Source organism: Burkholderia sp. AU15512, from assembly GCF_002223325.1.
Lineage (GTDB): Bacteria > Pseudomonadota > Gammaproteobacteria > Burkholderiales > Burkholderiaceae > Burkholderia.
This window is the reverse complement of record NZ_NKEX01000003.1, coordinates 2,099,452-2,116,374: the sequence shown is the minus strand read 5'-3', so window position 1 is coordinate 2,116,374 and position 16,923 is coordinate 2,099,452. Positions and strand designations below refer to the sequence as shown.

Genomic DNA, 16,923 nt, shown 5'->3' with positions numbered 1-16,923 from the left:
GGCATGACCGTTCCGACCCGTCCCGCGCCTGCCGCGCCCCCTCCCGTTCCCGAGCCGCTCGCGCGTGCCCACGCACGCTACTGGCGCTTCAACGTCGCGCTGATCGCGGTGCTGATGGTGATCGGCTTTTCGGTATCGTTCATCGTGCCGTTCTTCGGGCCCGCGCTCGCCGGGATCCGTTTCGCCGGGTTCAGCCTGCCGTTCTACGTCGGCGCACAGGGCGCGATTCTCGTGTACCTCGTGCTGATCGTCGTCTACATCGGGCTGATGCAACGCGCGGACCGCACGCTGCGCCGTGCGTACGACGATCATGCGGCACGCGCCGGCCACGCGAACGGTGGGCGCTGATCCATGCTGACGCGCCGACTGATCCGCGCCTACGCGCTCTACACGCTGGGGTTTCTCGGGTTCGTGCTGCTGATGTGGCGGATCGAGCGTGCCACCGGCTCCGGCGTCTGGATCGGCTACGTGTTCCTGTTCGTGCCGATCGCCGTGTATGCGGTGATCGGGCTGCTGTCGCGCACGTCCGATCTCGTCGAATACTACGTGGCCGGGCGGCGCGTGCCGTCTGCCTTCAACGGGATGGCGACCGCGGCCGACTGGCTGTCGGCCGCATCGTTCATCGGCCTGGCCGGATCGCTCTACGCGACCGGCTACGATGCGCTCGCGTACGTGATGGGCTGGACGGGCGGGTTCTGCCTCGTCGCGTTCCTGCTCGCGCCGTATGTGCGCAAGCTTGCGCGCTACACGATTCCCGATTTCCTCGGCACGCGCTTTTCGAGTACGGCCGTGCGCGCGCTGGCGGCCGGTGCGGCGATCCTGTGTTCATTCGTGTACCTGGTCGCGCAGATCCAGGGGATCGGCCTGATCGCGACGCGCTTCATCGGCGTCGATTTCGCGATCGGGATTTTCTGCGGGCTCGCGGGCATTCTCGTGTGTTCGTTTCTCGGCGGGATGCGCGCGGTCACGTGGACGCAGGTCGCGCAGTACATCATCCTGATCAGCGCGATCCTGATTCCGGTGTCGCTGATCGCGATGAAGAACGGGCTCGGCCCTGTGCCGCAGTTCAATTACGGCAAGCTGATGGAGCGCGTCGCGGCGCGCGAGGCGCAGGTGCGCGATGCGTTCGACGAGCAGCAGGTGCGCGACGCGTATCGCCGGCAGGCCGCGGATATCCAGACGCGGCTCGACCGGCTGCCGGCATCCCATGCGGACGCCCGCCGGCATCTCGCCGACCAGCTGGCCGACCTGCGGCGCCACAACGGGCCGCTGCGCGAGATCAGCCAGCGCGAGCGCGAGCTGGCCGACTTCCCGCGCGATCCGGCGGCGGCGCGTGTCGCGTGGACGCAGGCGCGCGACGATCTGCTGGCGCGTGCCGAGCCGCCCGTGCCGATGCATGAGCCGTTTCCCGCCGCGAGCGAAGACGAACGCAAGCCGCGCGAGCGGAATTTCCTTGCGCTGCTGCTGTGCCTGTCGCTCGGCACCGCGAGCCTGCCGCACATCCTGACGCGCTACAACACGACCACGTCGGTCGCGTCGGCGCGGCGCTCGGTCGGGTGGACCCTGTTCTTCATCGCGCTGTTCTACCTGAGCGTGCCGGTGCTCGCGGTGCTGATCAAGTACGAGATTCTCGCGAACCTCGTCGGGCGGCCGTTCGCCGAATTGCCGGCGTGGGTCACGCAATGGCATCACTTCGAACCCGACCTGATCAGCGTCGTCGAGGTGATTCGCGACGGCATCGTGCACTGGTCGGAAATCCAGATGCAGCCGGACATGGTTGTGCTGGCCGCGCCGGAGATCGCCGGGCTGCCGTATGTCGTGTCGGGGCTGATCGCGGCCGGTGCGCTTGCCGCGGCGCTGTCGACCGCGGACGGGCTGCTGCTGACGATCGCGAACGCGCTGTCGCACGACGTCTATTACTGCATGGTCGCGCCCGATGCGTCGAGCCAGCGGCGCGTGACGATCTCGAAGGTGCTGCTGCTCGGGGTCGCTCTGTTCGCGTCGTATGTCGCGTCGCTCAATACCGGGAAGATCCTGTTTCTCGTCGGCGCCGCGTTTTCGCTGGCGGCGTCGAGCTTCTTTCCGGTGCTCGTGCTCGGCGTGTTCTGGAAGCGCACGACGACGCGTGGCGCGATCGCGGGGATGGTGACCGGGCTTGCGGTGTGCGTGTACTACATCGTGTCGACCTATCCGTACTTCACGCAGCTGACGGGGTTCGCGGGGAGCACGTGGTTCGGGATCGAGCCGATCAGCTCGGGAGTGTTCGGGGTGCCGGCGGGTTTTGCCGTGGCGATCGTGGTGAGTTTGTGCGATCGAAAGCCGGATGAATATACGCGGGCGCTGGTGGATTACATCCGGCATCCGTGACGCAAGTGTCGTTCGGCATTGCTCAAGTGCCGGGACCCGTTCGTGTTGGCGCCATGACGGGTGGGTCAGAGCGCTGAAATGCCGAGCTCGGCTCCCTTGGTCGTCTGCACCCGGCTGAAATCACAGCTTCCATCCGTCACGCCTTTCGCGTTCGGGATGGCGACGCAGACATAGGCACGGATGCCGTGCGGCAAGGCCACGTGGCGGAACTCGCCAACCTTGATCGTCGCGACCCGATCGACGGCAAATCGATCGTTGATCGGTGTCACGCCGGACGGGATCGACATGGTGACTTCCGACGTGGCGTTCCCGGCTTGCGATGTCAGCGTCTGGCTGCTGCCGATCTCTCCGTTGACCGAGAAGCGTATCGCTGCCTGTCCCTCGGACACGCGCTGGACCGTGACCGCGAGCGTCGGCTTGGCAATTCCCGCTGCGCATTTGCCGGCGGCGCATTCGCGAACGGAAAGAAGCGTGCGAAATGGGGAGGCGGGCTGACCGATGACCGACAGGTCGGTCGACGAGCCGCCGTCTCGCAGCGATTTCTCGAGCGGTGGGGGAGCGGTCACCGCGATGGTGGTGCTGATCGACGCGGGCGAAAATGCCGTCGCGCAAGCGGACAGCATCGTCGCAGCAATAGCCATCGTGGCGAACCGTGGACTCAATCGCATGGAGCTGACTCGCGGTGATGAAACCCTGGATATCGTCAGGAGAATACGCTTCTTTAGCGTGGGGTGTTCGGGAGTTGCGGTGTGCTGCATGCTCGGCTCTAACGAGGAAGCGGCTGGCTGTGCAGGGTCGCCGGTTTCGAGAGCTTTTCGGAAGTCAGTTTATCGGTCGTATTCCGGAAAATTTGTGAAGCCGAATCCATGATGCGGATTTCCGATCGTTATTCAATTTCGACTGACGGGCTGAACGGGCGTCGCCGGGCCGAGAAAGATAATGGAGCGATAAGAAGAAGCGCGTTGAATTGCATGGCCGTCGCTCGCGCTTGATGCCTGACGACGGACATCAATGCGCAGTGCATGATGGCGAGCGTGTCTGCGTAGCGCGCATCGGGGGAGCAAGGGGAAATCGACGATGCAAGCGCGCATCGGAGGCGCGGCCAACGGTCGCCACACCGACGATCCGCGGACGCTTCAGCGTGCAGAAATGAAAAACGGGCCGAGCGGCCCGTTTTTGCGGATGTCCGGGGATTCGCCCACACGAGCGCGGGCCGCGGATTCGCTTGCAGGCGAATCCCTTCGAATCCCCCGCGCCAGCCGGCCTGTCGGCTGGCTTCTTTCCGGAAACGAAAATGCCCGCTGGCGCGGGCATTTTTGAATACTGGCGGAGAGAGGGGGATTCGAACCCCCGATAGGCGATTAACCTATACACGCTTTCCAGGCGTGCGACTTAAACCACTCATCCATCTCTCCGGAAGACCGAGAGTATAGCAAACTCTGGGGGCAGTCCGCCACTCCGTCCGACGATCCATGCAAATCGGACGGGGCGCGAGGTCGGTGGCCCGCCAGACAATCGTCGAGTGGGCGGTCGCGCCATCATGCGATCATGCTCCGTCCGCCTGCATGTTCCAGCCCTTCGTTCAACAGGAACGCCCCGCCATGTCGCTGTCCGCCTTGCTCGCTTTTGCCCTGATCCTGTCCGTCGGCGTCGCGACGCCCGGTCCGACGGTGTTGCTCGCGATGAGCAACGGCTCGCGATACGGATTGCGTCACGCGATGGTCGGCATGCTGGGCGCTGTCACGGCCGATGTCGTGCTCGTTGCGCTGGTCGGGTGCGGTCTCGGGATGCTGCTCGACGCGTCGGAAACGGCCTTCGTCACGCTGAAGCTGGCCGGTGCGGCGTGGCTCGCCTACGTCGGCGTGCGGATGCTGCTGTCGTCCGGCGGCTCCACCGCCGCTGCGCAGGCGCTCGATCACGCGACGCCCGATCGCCGGACCGCGTTCCTGAAGAGCTTTTTCGTCGCGATGAGCAACCCGAAATACTACCTGTTCATGTCTGCGCTGCTGCCGCAGTTCGTCGACCGGTCGCATGCAATCGCACCGCAGTACGCGATCCTCGCGGCGACGATCGTCGCGATCGACGTTATCGGGATGACCGGCTATGCACTGCTCGGCGTGCATTCGGTGCGCGTGTGGAAGGCCGCGGGAGAGAAGTGGCTGAACCGTGTCAGCGGGTCGCTGCTGCTGATGCTCGCGGGCTACGTCGCGCTGTATCGCAAGGCCGCGAACTGACGCGGCGATGCATCTGGAACATACCTCTCGCCAACTGGCCCGGCGATGAAGCCGATCGAGCGCTTCACGCTCGAAACGCACGACGGTTCGTATGAAACGTGGCCGTCGCGCACGCACGTGCTCGCGAACGGCGAACGTTGCGGCCTCACCGTTTCCGGCTATGTGCTGCTTCGCCAGTTCGAGACGCCGGACGCCTATCTGCTCGTCACCGACTACGACTGCCTGTTCGAGGAGGCCGTCACGTTCGCGCTCGTGTCGAAGGATCCGTTGAAGGAACTCGCGCGCCGCACGGTCGGCGCGATGTACGCGTCGTGCCATCTGGACGACATGACGTGGGCCGACGACCGGCATTTCAGCGCGACGTTCGTGGACATCGAAGGACGGTGGGATTTCACGATTCGTGACCGATCGGTGCCGATCGTGCTGCCACGGCTAGGTATGCGGCAAGTGCCTGTCGGCGCGGCACCATGACGACGATCGGGTGTCGCCGGACGAGGTGTGATCAATTCGAAAGAGTGTGAAATTTTAAATCCGGCTGGAAGCATTACACAAAGCGCTCTAAAACCTTTCAAAATTTCGTCACTCGCCTGACAAATTTGATATGCTCGCGAAAAAACAGGCGGGCGGCACTCCCAGGACGGACCAGCGGGCGTGATTGCCCGGTGAACAACGAAGTAAAACAAAATCCTGAGAGTCACGCTGTGAATACAGCCGAATTGCTACGCACATTTGCGTCCGGGGTGGTCGATCAGAACAATCGGCCGGTTCGCATGAACTGGGGGCCTGCCCAGAAGACGCTCGAGCAGGTGCTTGCGCTCCAGTATGCCGATATCCGGGAAGGGTTGATGACGGGCATCGAGGGGCATCTGACCTGCGTGTCCGCGCGGGCCGATCTCCCGATCCGCAGCTTCATCGGGCTACCGGTTTCCGTCGAGATGACGACCGATCGCGGGCGTCTCCATACCATCAACGGCATCGTCACCGACGTTCGCACCGGACAGTCGGACGGTTCGCTCACCTGCTACCAGTTGACGATTCGCGACGTGCTGTCGGTGATGGAGCGGCGGACCAATTCGCGACTGTTCCGCACCAAGAACCTGCCCGACATCCTCGGCGTGCTGCTCCAGGAATGGCGCCAGCGCAGCTCGGCGCTGGCGGGCGCATTCGAATTCGACCTGTCCGGCCTGCAAGGCGAACGCTACCCGGCGCGTGAACTCACGCGGCAGGTCAACGAGTCGGACGCGCACTTCATCCGGCGGCTGCTGCGGCGCGATGGTGCGACCGTCTTCGTCAAGGCAGGCAAGGCCGGCGAGCGGGCGAACGGCAACGCGAACGACACGCCGGTTCATACGCTGGTCTTTGCCGACGATTCGATGAAGTTGCCCGAGACGATTGCCGGCACCGTTCGCTATCACCGCGACGCCGCCACCGAAGAGCGCGACTCGATCACGCTGTGGGCGACGAGCCGCAGCCTGATCCCCGGCAAGATCGTCCGGCCGACATGGGATTACAAGACCGGCCGGATGTCGCAAACCGAACAGGCGACGATCGTCGACCAGGGCGACGGCGGCAACGATCTCGGGCATCTGCTGGCCGACAGCGTCATCGATATTCCGCACGCGGGAAATTCGTCGGCCGATCTCGACCGGATCGGCAAGGACCGCATGCTTGCGCACGAACTGCGCGCGGAATCCGTCGACGGCGTGAGCAATGTGCGCGATCTGGCCGTCGGCCACTGGTTTGCACTTGCCGAGCATCCGCAGCTCGACACATTGCCGGCCGAGCAGCGGCAGTTCGTCGTCACGTCGCTTCATCACCGTGTACGGAACAACCTCCCGAAGGAACTGAACGAGCGCGCACAGTCGCTGTTCGCGGCAAGCCGCGTGCTGTTCAACGCGGTGCCGACCGACGTGAGCAGCACGCCGGGCGATGAAAACGACAGGCGCTACGAGAACACGTTCTCGTGCGTGCGACGCGGCGTGCCGCTGACCCCGGCCTACGATCCCCATGTCGACCTGCCGGCCGTGCATCCGATGACGGCCGTCGTCGTCGGACCCGACGGGGAAGAAGTGTTCTGCGATGAAATGGGCCGCATCCGGGTGCAGATCCAGGGGCTGAACGCGGACGATCACGCGCATGCGCAGGGCGCCGGCACGAGCGGCACGCCGAGCGACAGCGCGCCGGTGCGTGTCGCCTGCGCGCTCGCCGGGCCGAGCTTCGGCGCGAATACCTTGCCGCGCGTCGGCATGGAGGTGCTGATCGGCCATATCGGTGGCGATCCGGACCGGCTCGTCGTGATGGGCGTGCTGGCCAACGGGCCCAACATGCCGGCGACCTTCAGCCACACCGGCGCGCTGCCGGGCAACCGTTATCTGTCCGGCACGAAGACGAAGGAAATCAAGGGGCAGCGGTATAACCAGATCCGCTTCGACGATACGCCGGGGCAGATCAGCAGCCAGCTGGCGAGCGAGCATGCGCATAGCCAGCTGAACCTCGGCTATCTGACGCAGCCGCGCGACAACGGCCAGGGTACCGCGCGCGGCGAGGGCGCCGAGTTGCGCAGCGATGCGCACGTGGCGATTCGCAGCGGCAAGGCGATGCTGATCTCGGCCTGGGAACGGCTGCGCGCGAGCGACGGCCACCTGGCGCGGGACGAGTATCTGCAACTGATGCAGGAATGCGTCGAACTGTTCAAGAGTCTCGGCGACTATGCGGGCCAGCATCAGGGCGTGGCGCCCGATACGCAGCCGCACGACGCACTGATGACCACGGTGAAAGGCTGGCCGAACGGGGAAGCCGCCGGTGGCGGCGAATCGTCGGGCGCGGCGATGGCGGCGATCGGCATCACCGCGCCGGCCGGGATCAGCATCGCGACGCCGAAGACCGTCACGACCCATGCGGGCGGCAACGTCGATATCGTCGCGCAGAACCACCTGCAGTACACGAGCGGACAGCGGATCAACCTGCAGGCCGGGCATGGCGTGGCGATGTTTGCACACAGCGAAGGGGTCTCGGCGATCGCCAACCAGGGGAAGGTGGCGCTGCAGAGCCAGAACGACGATACGCAGATCGATTCCGCGAAAAACATCCAGATGACGGCGGGGGGCGGAAAGCTCGCGGGCATGGCCAGCGAGCAGGTCGTGTTCGTGACGTCGGGCGGCGCGTATCTGAAGCTGCAGGGCGGAGATATCGAGCTCGGGTGTCCGGGGAGTTTCACCGTCAAGTCCGCGTCGCATACGTGGGCCGGGCCGGCGAGCATGAGCACCGATTTCCCGAAGTTCGACCAGGGTTCGCTGGGGCGGGTGCCGAAGCTGGTTCGGGCGACCGACGGGCAGCCGGTCGAAGGGATGGAAGCCGAGGTGCGCAAGGCATCGGGCGAGTTGATCAAGGGGAAGACCGATGCGCAAGGCAAGCTGGCGCCGGTCAGCAGCGATCAGTTCGAACAATTGGCGGTGCGCTTCTTCAAGTCGAGAACCTGAGCTGAGTCTTCAAGAAAAACAACATGTTCAACTACAACTTTTCGCAGAACCCGGACGACCCGTCGAAGATGGCGGTGGGTGGTGGAGCGGGGACGACGCTGTTCAATCGGAACGACCTCCAATGCGTGATGCAGATGCCGCTGCCGGGCGTCGTCATTTTCGTTCATGGGGTGAATTCGGAGGGCGAGTGGTTTACTGCGGCCGAAAAAGGGCTGTGCGATGGATTGAACCGGCGCTTGGGGAGGTATGACGATCAGTTGTTCCAGTGTGGGCCGTCGGCCGGGCAGATGAAGCCAGTCACTTATATCGACAGCCTGACGCCTGACGGATTTTTGAATCCGGAAATGTCCTCGCAGACGTACATCAAGCCCGACCCGTCCTTTTCGCCTGTCATTCACTTTCGGTGGGGCTACTCCGCGAATTTGAAGGAGCTGAAAGAGTATGGCGACAAGATCATGCTCAACGAGAAGAACTACTGGGGTGGCGGGCCGTTCGCGGGCGGCTGTTCGAGTTTGCCGGATTTGTGGAACGATGGGTTGCACGACCGACTTTTTCTGTGGCTGACCGTCCAGCACATGAATTCGATCGGCAATCGCAAGATCTATTCGACGCCGCCGCGTACCTACGGCGTGCTGGGTGCACTGCGGCTTGCGCGCCTGGTCGAATCGATCCGCAAGCGGCAGGCCGACGTGCCGATCACGATCGTGTGCCACAGCCAGGGAAACATGATCGGGCTCGCCGCTGCATTCCTTGGCGACCGGTTGCCCGAGGTGACGGATCAGTGGGGCAAGACAGGACGCTGCGTCGCAGACACTTATGTTCTCGCCAATCCGCCGTACAGCCTCGTGGAGAGCAACTTCACCGATACCTGGGCACAGCGCGGGGTACGCGACAAGAACGGGCATGTGGGGCGCGAGACCTATGTCGCACGCAAGGAAACGCTGAGGGAGTACTTCGATATCCTGCGCGCTCGGGCCGACCTGGAGATGCCAGCGGAGGATCTCGATCGCGCGATGGAAAACGCAAGACCGTCGAAGTGTGGGGGGAAGCCGTATAGCGCAGCCAAGGACCGGGAGGCGCATGGGTTGTACGGGACAAACACCTACGGAAGAGTGACGCTGTACTGCTGCCCGCATGATCAGGTCATCTCTGCCCTGACCGTTCAAGGGATCGGCTGGCGCGGGATGAGTATCGAAGAGATCAGTGCGACGAACGCGTGGGGTGTTTTCTCGCAACGCGTGTTCGCGTCGAATTTCGAAGTCGGCGGTGACAACAAGCTATACCGGTATTGGGAGGATGACTGGCGTAGCAGCAAGAACAAAACGGAGGGTTTTTGGTATCCGCCATCACCGCCCGCGCGGTATGGGTTTGCGCGAGGCATGCATTCCAATGAAGGGTGGATCGCGAAGTTTTTCACGCTTGTAACGAGCCCGGCTCTCTACCTGTTCAACTTGTCGGACATGGAGGTCAACGCCTTACCGCCGGAAAAATGGGAAATCCCGATTACCGCACCGATGCTCGACAAGGAAACGCGCTTCTTTCCAAAGGCGTTGCGCTATGGCAAGCCATCGGGCGCGTGCGATGCGGACGGGAAACGGCTCGAAGAAGGAGCGTTCAACGAGGGCTATGATCCGCCGTCGGCCGGGCTCGATGCCAACAAGGAGAACAGACGGGATGACGATCCATACGACAACTTCGACAAAAAGTCAGAAAAATTCGCGACGCCCGAGGGCGACGCGCTGAAAGCGCAGGGCGACGCAGCATCCGAGGCTGCGCAGCGATACGAGGATCATTCCATTCTCCGGATGGAGGCGCGGAGATCGGGGAATCGCCGCTGGGTCGACAAGGACGGAAAGGTGATCGGAGAGGACGATCCGGACGCAGCGAGCGCTGACTATACCGAATGGCGGAACAAGGAGATCTTCGAGATTCTGAACGGCGGGGACAAGAATAACCCCACCAATCATTCGACCATCATGACCAACAAGGACCATGCTGAAAATGCATTGGCCTATGATGTGGCGATTGGGGTTTGTTATTTGACGGAGAATGACTTCTACAAGCTTCGTATCGAGGCGGACTGGAGGTTTGTCGAGGATCTGGGTGACAGTAATCCGAGCCAAAAATTCTATGAATATTTTTCTTATGGAAAATATCAGAAATTATTCCTTCAAGATTGGGTGAAGGTCGATAAGGATGCGATGATGCCGTCGAAAATACATGACGAACGCGATGGAGGATTGTTCCTCAAGATCGGGGGCATCTTATGAGGGCTATGATTGCGACATGGCCTCGTCGTGCAGGGATCGCCGGCGTTGCGATGGTCGTGTCCTCAATCGTTTCACTGGTGCTTTTGATTTCAATCGGTGATTCGACAGGCGGGTTAACAAATTGGGGGGAGTTGATGAAGCGATTGGTGCTGCTGCCGGGGCTTCTGGCGATTGTGGTGTTGGCGTTGACAACAGTTCTTGCAGTGCCCAAAGCGATAGCTGCGCCGGCTGCCAACAAGGCGGTCGGCACGGGGGCGGAGTCTTCACGACCCTTTGTGGCGCAAGTGGTCGGTCTCGAGTGGATGAATCCACTGCATCGAAGAGACTATCCGACAGAGTGGCAACTGTTGTGGACGCTCGGGTTGGTCAAGCCGAACAGCAACGACGATATGGTTCGAACGAACCCCCAAAAATATTCGTCGTTGCAAGCAATTTCCATTGTGGCGGACGGACAGCGGGGCAGTGAGTCGTTTGCGGGGTTTTATAAGAAGTATATTCGTAAGCTGCTTGTGTTGTTTCGTACGCGTTACGTGACAAGCTCGGATTATTTTTATACGGTTAAATCTGATAATAAAAATGAATGGCGAGAGTTGGCTGGTATTCGCGTCGAGCTTGCCATTCCTAATGCTCGTCTGGATCCGGCGCTTGCTGGAACGTTTTTGCGCGATGAAATGGTCAATGCTTACGAGATCGGGAATCCCTCCGCAAAAGATCTTTGGAGCCGCGATACGCCGCCCGATATACACGTGACATCGGGACACGGCAATGCCGGCTTCACGTCATTGAATGCTGCGCTGGATTATCTGGCTGCACACCCCGACAAAAGCGTCTGGGTGATGAACTGGGACGCACCCAGTTTCCCGCCGAGTGATGGACAGATCAACGAGAACATGGTGGTGCTGTTCCTTGCGGGCCCTGACCTGAAGACCGAGCGTGAACCGCTTGCCTGGATCGGCAAGGCTGCACGAGGCAACGTCAAGGATTTCGAGGCGAAGCAAGGCGCGAGCCGTGCGGTACAGGCATGGAAGTCGACGATCGATACGGCGGCGAGCAATGCGGGCGTGTCGGTCTCGTCATTGAATTACATCGTGCACGACGCAGGCAAGGGCAGCGACGCAGCATCGACACGGATCGCCTCGCTGTCGCAAACGCTGACGGAAGTGCTGCCGGAATATGATTTCCGTACGCAGACCTTCAATACGGCGGCGCTGCTCGGTGACATGGGTGCCGGCGCGGCGCTGACCGACGTGGCGCTCGCCATCGGCCGGGCGAATCACCTCGGCGGAAACGTGCTCGTCGCAGGGACGACCGACGCGGAGCACCCGACTGCGGTAGTGGTGGTCGCGCCTTCGAAACTGACGCCGATCGATGCAGGCAAGAACTGGTTCCGTGCACGCGGTGAAAACAATGCGTATTTGCCATGGTGGGGCCGCCGTCACGATGCGCGTCAGGCATCGCAAGGCTATTCGGAATAAGGAGCCCGCATGCGCGGCATCATTCGGGTCGGTGACGCGACGAGCCATGGCGGCCAGGTCGTGACCGGCAGCGCGGTCAGTGAAGTGATGGGGCGGCCGGTCGCCCGGCTCGGCGACACGTGCGTCTGCCCGATCTCGGGGCATCAGGCCTGCTTTATCGCCGAAGGCGATCCGCAGGTGATCGTCGACGGAAAACCCGCGGCGTTCGATGGTCACAAGACTTCGTGTGGCGCGACGCTGATTTCGAGTCTGGCGTCGTCCGGGCGGGATTGAGTCGTTGGGACGATTGTCACGACGTACTCGCCATTGGGAGTGAAGACGCGGGTTCCGGTTCCGGCCGGGCTCCGGTGCCTGCTGGTCGACAGCCAACGTATTGCTGACCAGCTTGATTAGGAATATTCATGTCCCGTCTCACTCTTGTCAGACACGTCGAATCCGTTGTGATCGCGGCAGCGACAATCCTGTTGGTCTTGCCGGTGCGTGCGGAGATGAACGCCGCATCGACGCAAGCCGTCGAGGGTGCATCCGCAGTCCCGTGCGTGGCCCAGGTCGTCGGACTTGCATGGCTCAATCCGCTGCAACGGCGCGACTATCCCACCGAGTGGCAACTGCTGTGGACGCTCGGGCTGGTCAAGCCAAATAGCAACGACGATATGGTGCGGACCAAGCCCGCGAAATACACGACCTTGCAACCGATATCCATCGTCGCGGATGGTAGCCGGGGCCGTGAGTCGTTTTCCGGGTTCTATGAAAAGTATGTCAACGAACTCCTGGTGCTTTTTCGCATTCGCTATTTCGTGAACAGCGACTACTTCTATACCGTCAGCTCGCGCTGGCGATGGAATTGGAGAGAGCTGGCTGGCATACACGTCGAGCTGGCCATTCCCGGCGATCGACTGAACCCCAAGCGGGCAGCGTCATATTTGCGCGGCGAGATTGCAAGCATGTTCGAAATCGGCAACCCGTCCGCAAAAGATCTGTGGAGCCGCGATACGCCACCCGATGTCCACGTGACGTCAGGTCAAGGCAACGCCGGCTTCACGTCGCTGAACGCCGCACTGGATTATCTGGCCGCTCACCCCGACAAAAGCGTCTGGGTGATGAACTGGGACGCGCCGAGCTTTCCGCCGCAGGATGAACAGATCAACGAGAACATGGTGCTGCTGTTCCTCGCCGGCCCGAATCTGAAGACCGAGCGCGAACCACTGGCCTGGATCGGCAAGGCCGCACGAAGCAACATCGACGATTTCGAGACGAAGCAACGCACGAGCCGCGTGGTGCAGGCATGGGCATCGACGATCGACGCGGCGGCGAGCAACGCAGGCGTCACGGTCTCGTCACTGAATTACGTCATTCACGACGCAGGCAAGGGCAGCGATGCCGCATCGACAAGGGCCGCCGTGTTGTCGCGATCACTGACCGAGGTGCGGCCGGGATACGACCTTCACACGCAGACCTTCAATACGTCGGCATTGCTCGGTGACATGGGTGCCGGCGCGGCCTTGACCGATGTCGCGTTGGCGATCGGCCGAGCGAAGCACCTCGGCGGAAACGTACTCGTGGCGGGAACGACCGACACCGAGCATCCGACGGCAGTGGTGGTGGTCGCACCGTCGAAGCTGACGCCGATCGACACCAGCAAGAACTGGTTCCGTGCACGCGGTGAAAACAACGCGTATTTGCCGTGGTGGGGCCGTCGTCATGATGCACGTCCGGCGTCGCAGGGCTATTCGGAGTAAAGCCCGCCACAGGACGATTGCCTCAATGTATCGCGCGTCTGCATGACGGGCTTCGGCGGACTCGCCGCCGCTTGATGCGTCGCGACAATGGTTCTCGCGCATTAAGCAATCTGTAACAATCAGTGGAATGGCCAGAGGTCAATTCTTTCAAAATACTTTCTGTTGTTCGCTACCTACGTTTCCCGAGAATTGCAGGTCCTCGCACCATCAAGGCATTTGTCCTCACGTCACCGGGAGCCGTATCGAGACTTCCATCGCATACATTACGAAGCGTATGGATATTGAAAGTTTCGCATCTCTTGACGCACCGCGTCGTCGCCCTTTATTGTCCGTCTGCCGCACGTGAGAGAGCACGACGGCAATCGCGGATGCGCGCCTTGCGCGCATGACAACACGCAGCAGAAAGCAGAAAAGGAAACGTGGTAGCCACATGAAGCCGCTCTTCGACGACAAGAACTCCGATGCGGTCAGCGATCGTCCTTCCACCCCGTCTTCGTCACCCGTCGCCGTGCCCGCCGCCGCCGTTGCCGTGCCGGCTGCACGCCCGGCGGAGAACGTCCGCCTGATCACCGTCGACGAGATCGACCAGCTCGGCGCGACGCAGGGCACGCGGATCGCGGCCTTCTCCCAGCAGATTCTCGCCAGCGTCCGCGCGTCCGATGCCGACCAGTTCGGCGACAAGCTCAACGAACTGATCGCGACCGCGAAGGGGCTCGACCCGCGCGGCGCCGACAAGGGCGGGCTGCTCACGCAGGTCACGCGGCTGTTCCGCTCGACCAAGGAGAAGCTGCTGTCGCAATACGAGTCGGTGAGCAAGCGGATGGACACGCTCGTCGTCGAGCTCGAGAACCATGCGCAGCGCCAGAAGGCCGGCATCGACGAGCTCGAGCGGATGTACAACGACAACTACGCGCTGCACCAGGCGCTCGCGCAGTCGAAGGCACACGGCGAAGCGGCGCTCGCGGCGCTGCGGGCGCATCTCGCGGCCGGCCAGCAGCCGGTGGACGACGCGTTCGCCGCACAGCGCCTGCTCGACGTGAAGCGCACGGTCGACGCGCTCGAAAGCAAGCTCGACGACCTCGACCGCGCGATGCTGATGTCGAAGCAGCTCGCGCCGCAGATCCGGATGGAGCAGGACCAGAAACGCACGCTGACGTCGAAGTTCATGACGATCAAGACCGTGCTGATCCCCGCGTGGACCAACGCGTTCGCGCTCTACCTCGAGCAGCTCAGCACGAAGCGCGCGGCGGCGCTCGCCAATGCGACGTACGACGCGGCCGACGAGGCGATCCGCGCGCAGGCCGACCTGAACCGCCAGAACGCGCAGGAAGTCGCGAAGCTGGGCCAGCGCCCGGTGATCTCGACCGACACGTTCGAATACGCGCAGCAGCAGCTGTTCGGCGCATTCGACGACATCACGCAGATCATCGCCGACGGCCGCCGCCAGCGTGAGCAGGACGCACCGCGCCTGCGCCAGCTCGAACAGGACCTGATCACCCGATTCGCTCCGAAGCACAACTGATAGAACCGAGAGAACACCGCATGATTACGCTTGAGAAACGCGCGGCGAAGGTCGCGATCGTCCTCGAAAAACGCCAGATCCTGAAGCCGCCCGTCGTGCGCGTCGGCGCGGCGCTCGACATCTCCGGCTCCGCGAAGCCGCTGTACCAGTCGGGCGTGATCCAGGACACGCACGACCGGATTCTCGGCATCGCACTGAAGTTCGACGACAACGGCGAAGTCGATACGTGGACCTTCACCGAAGGCTACGACCGCCTGCCGACCGCGACGCCGGACAACTACGGCTCGTATATTTCCGACCACGTGCTCAACGCGCGGATCGACAAGTGGGGCGGCACGCAGTACGCGCCGGTGATGAACGACATCGTCGACTTCTTCTTCCGTGCGCCGGAGCCGTCGCCGAAGCGCGAAGAGAAGCGCGGCTTCCTGAGCCGGCTGTTCGGCGGAGCGGACGAGGCGCCCGCGCCGGCCGCCGCCGCGCCGGTGAACGGCCATCTGCCCGCATGGGTGCTGTTCGTCACCGACGGCCAGAACCCGAAGAACGACCGCAAGCGCGTGCGCCAGCTGCTCGCCGAGTCGCAGCACTACCCGCTGTACTGGTCGCTTGTCGGCGTCGGCGATCCGAGCGAATTCGGCTTCCTCGCGGAAGTCGCGGACGAGATGCCGAACGTCGGCTTCCTGCATCTCGAATCGCTCGACGTCAGCGACGAACAGATCTACGACCAGTTGATCACGCAGGAATTCTGCAACTGGGTGCGCGCGAAGTAAGCGCAGCCCGCACGCCTTTTATCCCGAACTCGATTACCCCCATCATGTTGAAAGACTTCAAGATCCCGTTGTCGCTTACGGTGCTCGCGCTGATCGCGGCCTATCTCCTCGGCGGCGTGAAGGACATGCTGATCGTCGCGGTCCTGTCGGTGCTCGAAATCTCGTTGTCGCTCGACAACGCGGTCGTCAACGCGTCGGTGCTCAAGAACTGGTCGGAGAAGTGGCGCAACCGCTTCATGGTGTTCGGCCTGCCGGTCGCCGTGTTCGGCATGCGGCTCGTGTTCCCGCTGCTGATCGTCGCGGTGATCGGCCACATCGGCATGTGGGACGCGCTGAAGCTCGCGATCGAGTCGCCGGCGCAGTACGCGTCGATCCTCACGTCCGCGCATCACCAGGTCTCGGCATTCGGCGGCGCGTTCCTGCTGATGGTGTTCTTCAAATTCATGCTCGACACCGAGAAGGACGAACACTGGATCGGCTTCCTGGAAGGCCCGATGAGCCACCTCGGCCGCATCACGGCGCTGGAAGTGGCACTGACGCTCGCCATCATCATCGTCGCGTCGCTCTACGTGCCGGCAGCCGAGCAGGTGGCCTTCCTGCTCGCGGGGGCGTTCGGCGTGATCAGCTTCGTGATCGCGCACGGCATCGGCGACCTGATCGGCGGCGAAGAGACGGGTACGCGCGTGGTGCGCGAAGGCGTCGCGGGTTTCCTGTATCTCGAAGTGCTCGATTCGTCGTTCAGCTTCGACGGCGTGATCGGTGCATTCGCGCTGTCGAACAACATCTTCCTGATCGCGCTCGGCCTCGGCGTCGGCGCGGCCTATATCCGGGAGATGACGCTCGTGCTGCTGAAGAAGGGCACGCTCGCGCAATACCGTTATCTCGAACACGGCGCGTTCTGGGCAATCGGTGCGCTCGCAACGATCATGTTCCTCGGCGTGAAGTTCGAGGTGCCCGAGGTCATCACGGGCCTGGTCGGTGCGGCGATGATCGCGGCGGCCGTGTGGTCGTCGATCGTCGTGCAACGCAAGGAAGACCGCACGGCTGTAGCGGGCGAGTGACCCCGCGTC

The 16,923-nt window shown here is 62.6% G+C and carries 13 protein-coding genes and 1 tRNA gene; 12 read left to right on the top strand and 2 right to left on the bottom strand.

The window, feature by feature from the left end:
• Nucleotides 1–3 precede the first annotated feature (3 nt).
• Together CFB43_RS12415 and CFB43_RS12410 are read left to right on the top strand one after the other, a co-directional pair.
• On the top strand, nucleotides 4–348 hold the full coding sequence (locus CFB43_RS12415; RefSeq protein WP_089431320.1) for a DUF4212 domain-containing protein: 345 nt from the start codon (nucleotides 4–6) through the stop codon (nucleotides 346–348).
• Between the two features lie 3 nt (nucleotides 349–351).
• On the top strand, nucleotides 352–2,367 hold the full coding sequence (locus CFB43_RS12410; protein WP_089495220.1) for a sodium:solute symporter family protein: 2,016 nt from the start codon (nucleotides 352–354) through the stop codon (nucleotides 2,365–2,367).
• A gap of 65 nt (nucleotides 2,368–2,432) precedes the next feature.
• On the opposite strand, the gene CFB43_RS12405 is transcribed toward CFB43_RS12410, so the two are convergent.
• Together CFB43_RS12405 and CFB43_RS12400 are read right to left on the bottom strand one after the other, a co-directional pair.
• Entirely contained in the window at nucleotides 2,433–3,008 is a 576-nt protein-coding gene (locus CFB43_RS12405) for a hypothetical protein (RefSeq protein ID WP_256989980.1), read from the bottom strand.
• A 683-nt stretch (nucleotides 3,009–3,691) separates the two neighbouring features.
• Nucleotides 3,692–3,782: transfer RNA gene (locus CFB43_RS12400), tRNA-Ser, on the bottom strand.
• A gap of 186 nt (nucleotides 3,783–3,968) precedes the next feature.
• Between CFB43_RS12400 and CFB43_RS12395 the strand changes: the two genes are divergently transcribed.
• The 10 genes from CFB43_RS12395 (at nucleotide 3,969) to CFB43_RS12350 (ending at nucleotide 16,914) form a co-directional block, all read left to right on the top strand.
• Entirely contained in the window at nucleotides 3,969–4,601 is a 633-nt protein-coding gene (locus tag CFB43_RS12395) for a LysE family translocator (RefSeq protein ID WP_089495218.1), read from the top strand.
• Between the two features lie 45 nt (nucleotides 4,602–4,646).
• A complete protein-coding gene (locus CFB43_RS12390; RefSeq protein WP_089495217.1) occupies nucleotides 4,647–5,072 on the top strand; it encodes a hypothetical protein in 426 nt (141 codons plus the stop codon).
• A gap of 230 nt (nucleotides 5,073–5,302) precedes the next feature.
• Nucleotides 5,303–8,080 carry a type VI secretion system Vgr family protein gene (locus tag CFB43_RS12385; protein ID WP_089495216.1) on the top strand — a complete coding sequence of 926 codons (2,778 nt, stop codon included), beginning with the start codon at nucleotides 5,303–5,305 and terminating at the stop codon, nucleotides 8,078–8,080.
• 23 nt (nucleotides 8,081–8,103) lie between these two features.
• The gene (locus CFB43_RS12380) at nucleotides 8,104–10,350 is read left to right on the top strand and encodes a T6SS effector phospholipase Tle3 domain-containing protein (protein WP_089495215.1); all 2,247 of its coding nucleotides are present in this window, start codon (nucleotides 8,104–8,106) and stop codon (nucleotides 10,348–10,350) included.
• On the top strand, nucleotides 10,347–11,825 hold the full coding sequence (locus CFB43_RS12375; protein WP_089495214.1) for a virulence factor: 1,479 nt from the start codon (nucleotides 10,347–10,349) through the stop codon (nucleotides 11,823–11,825). The genes CFB43_RS12380 and CFB43_RS12375 overlap by 4 nt, the downstream gene beginning before the upstream one ends.
• Before the next feature lie 9 nt (nucleotides 11,826–11,834).
• Entirely contained in the window at nucleotides 11,835–12,098 is a 264-nt protein-coding gene (locus CFB43_RS12370; RefSeq protein WP_089495213.1) for a PAAR domain-containing protein, read from the top strand.
• Between the two features lie 128 nt (nucleotides 12,099–12,226).
• Nucleotides 12,227–13,564: a virulence factor gene (locus CFB43_RS12365; protein ID WP_089495212.1), complete on the top strand. Its 1,338-nt coding sequence runs from the start codon at nucleotides 12,227–12,229 to the stop codon at nucleotides 13,562–13,564.
• Nucleotides 13,565–13,994: 430 nt separating this feature from the next.
• Nucleotides 13,995–15,086: a toxic anion resistance protein gene (locus CFB43_RS12360; RefSeq protein ID WP_089495211.1), complete on the top strand. Its 1,092-nt coding sequence runs from the start codon at nucleotides 13,995–13,997 to the stop codon at nucleotides 15,084–15,086.
• A gap of 20 nt (nucleotides 15,087–15,106) precedes the next feature.
• Nucleotides 15,107–15,853 (top strand): VWA domain-containing protein, encoded by a 747-nt coding sequence (locus CFB43_RS12355; protein ID WP_089495210.1) that lies wholly within the window; start codon nucleotides 15,107–15,109, stop codon nucleotides 15,851–15,853.
• Nucleotides 15,854–15,897: 44 nt separating this feature from the next.
• Nucleotides 15,898–16,914, top strand: a complete 1,017-nt coding sequence (locus CFB43_RS12350; protein ID WP_089495209.1) for a DUF475 domain-containing protein — start codon at nucleotides 15,898–15,900, stop codon at nucleotides 16,912–16,914.
• Nucleotides 16,915–16,923 lie beyond the last annotated feature (9 nt).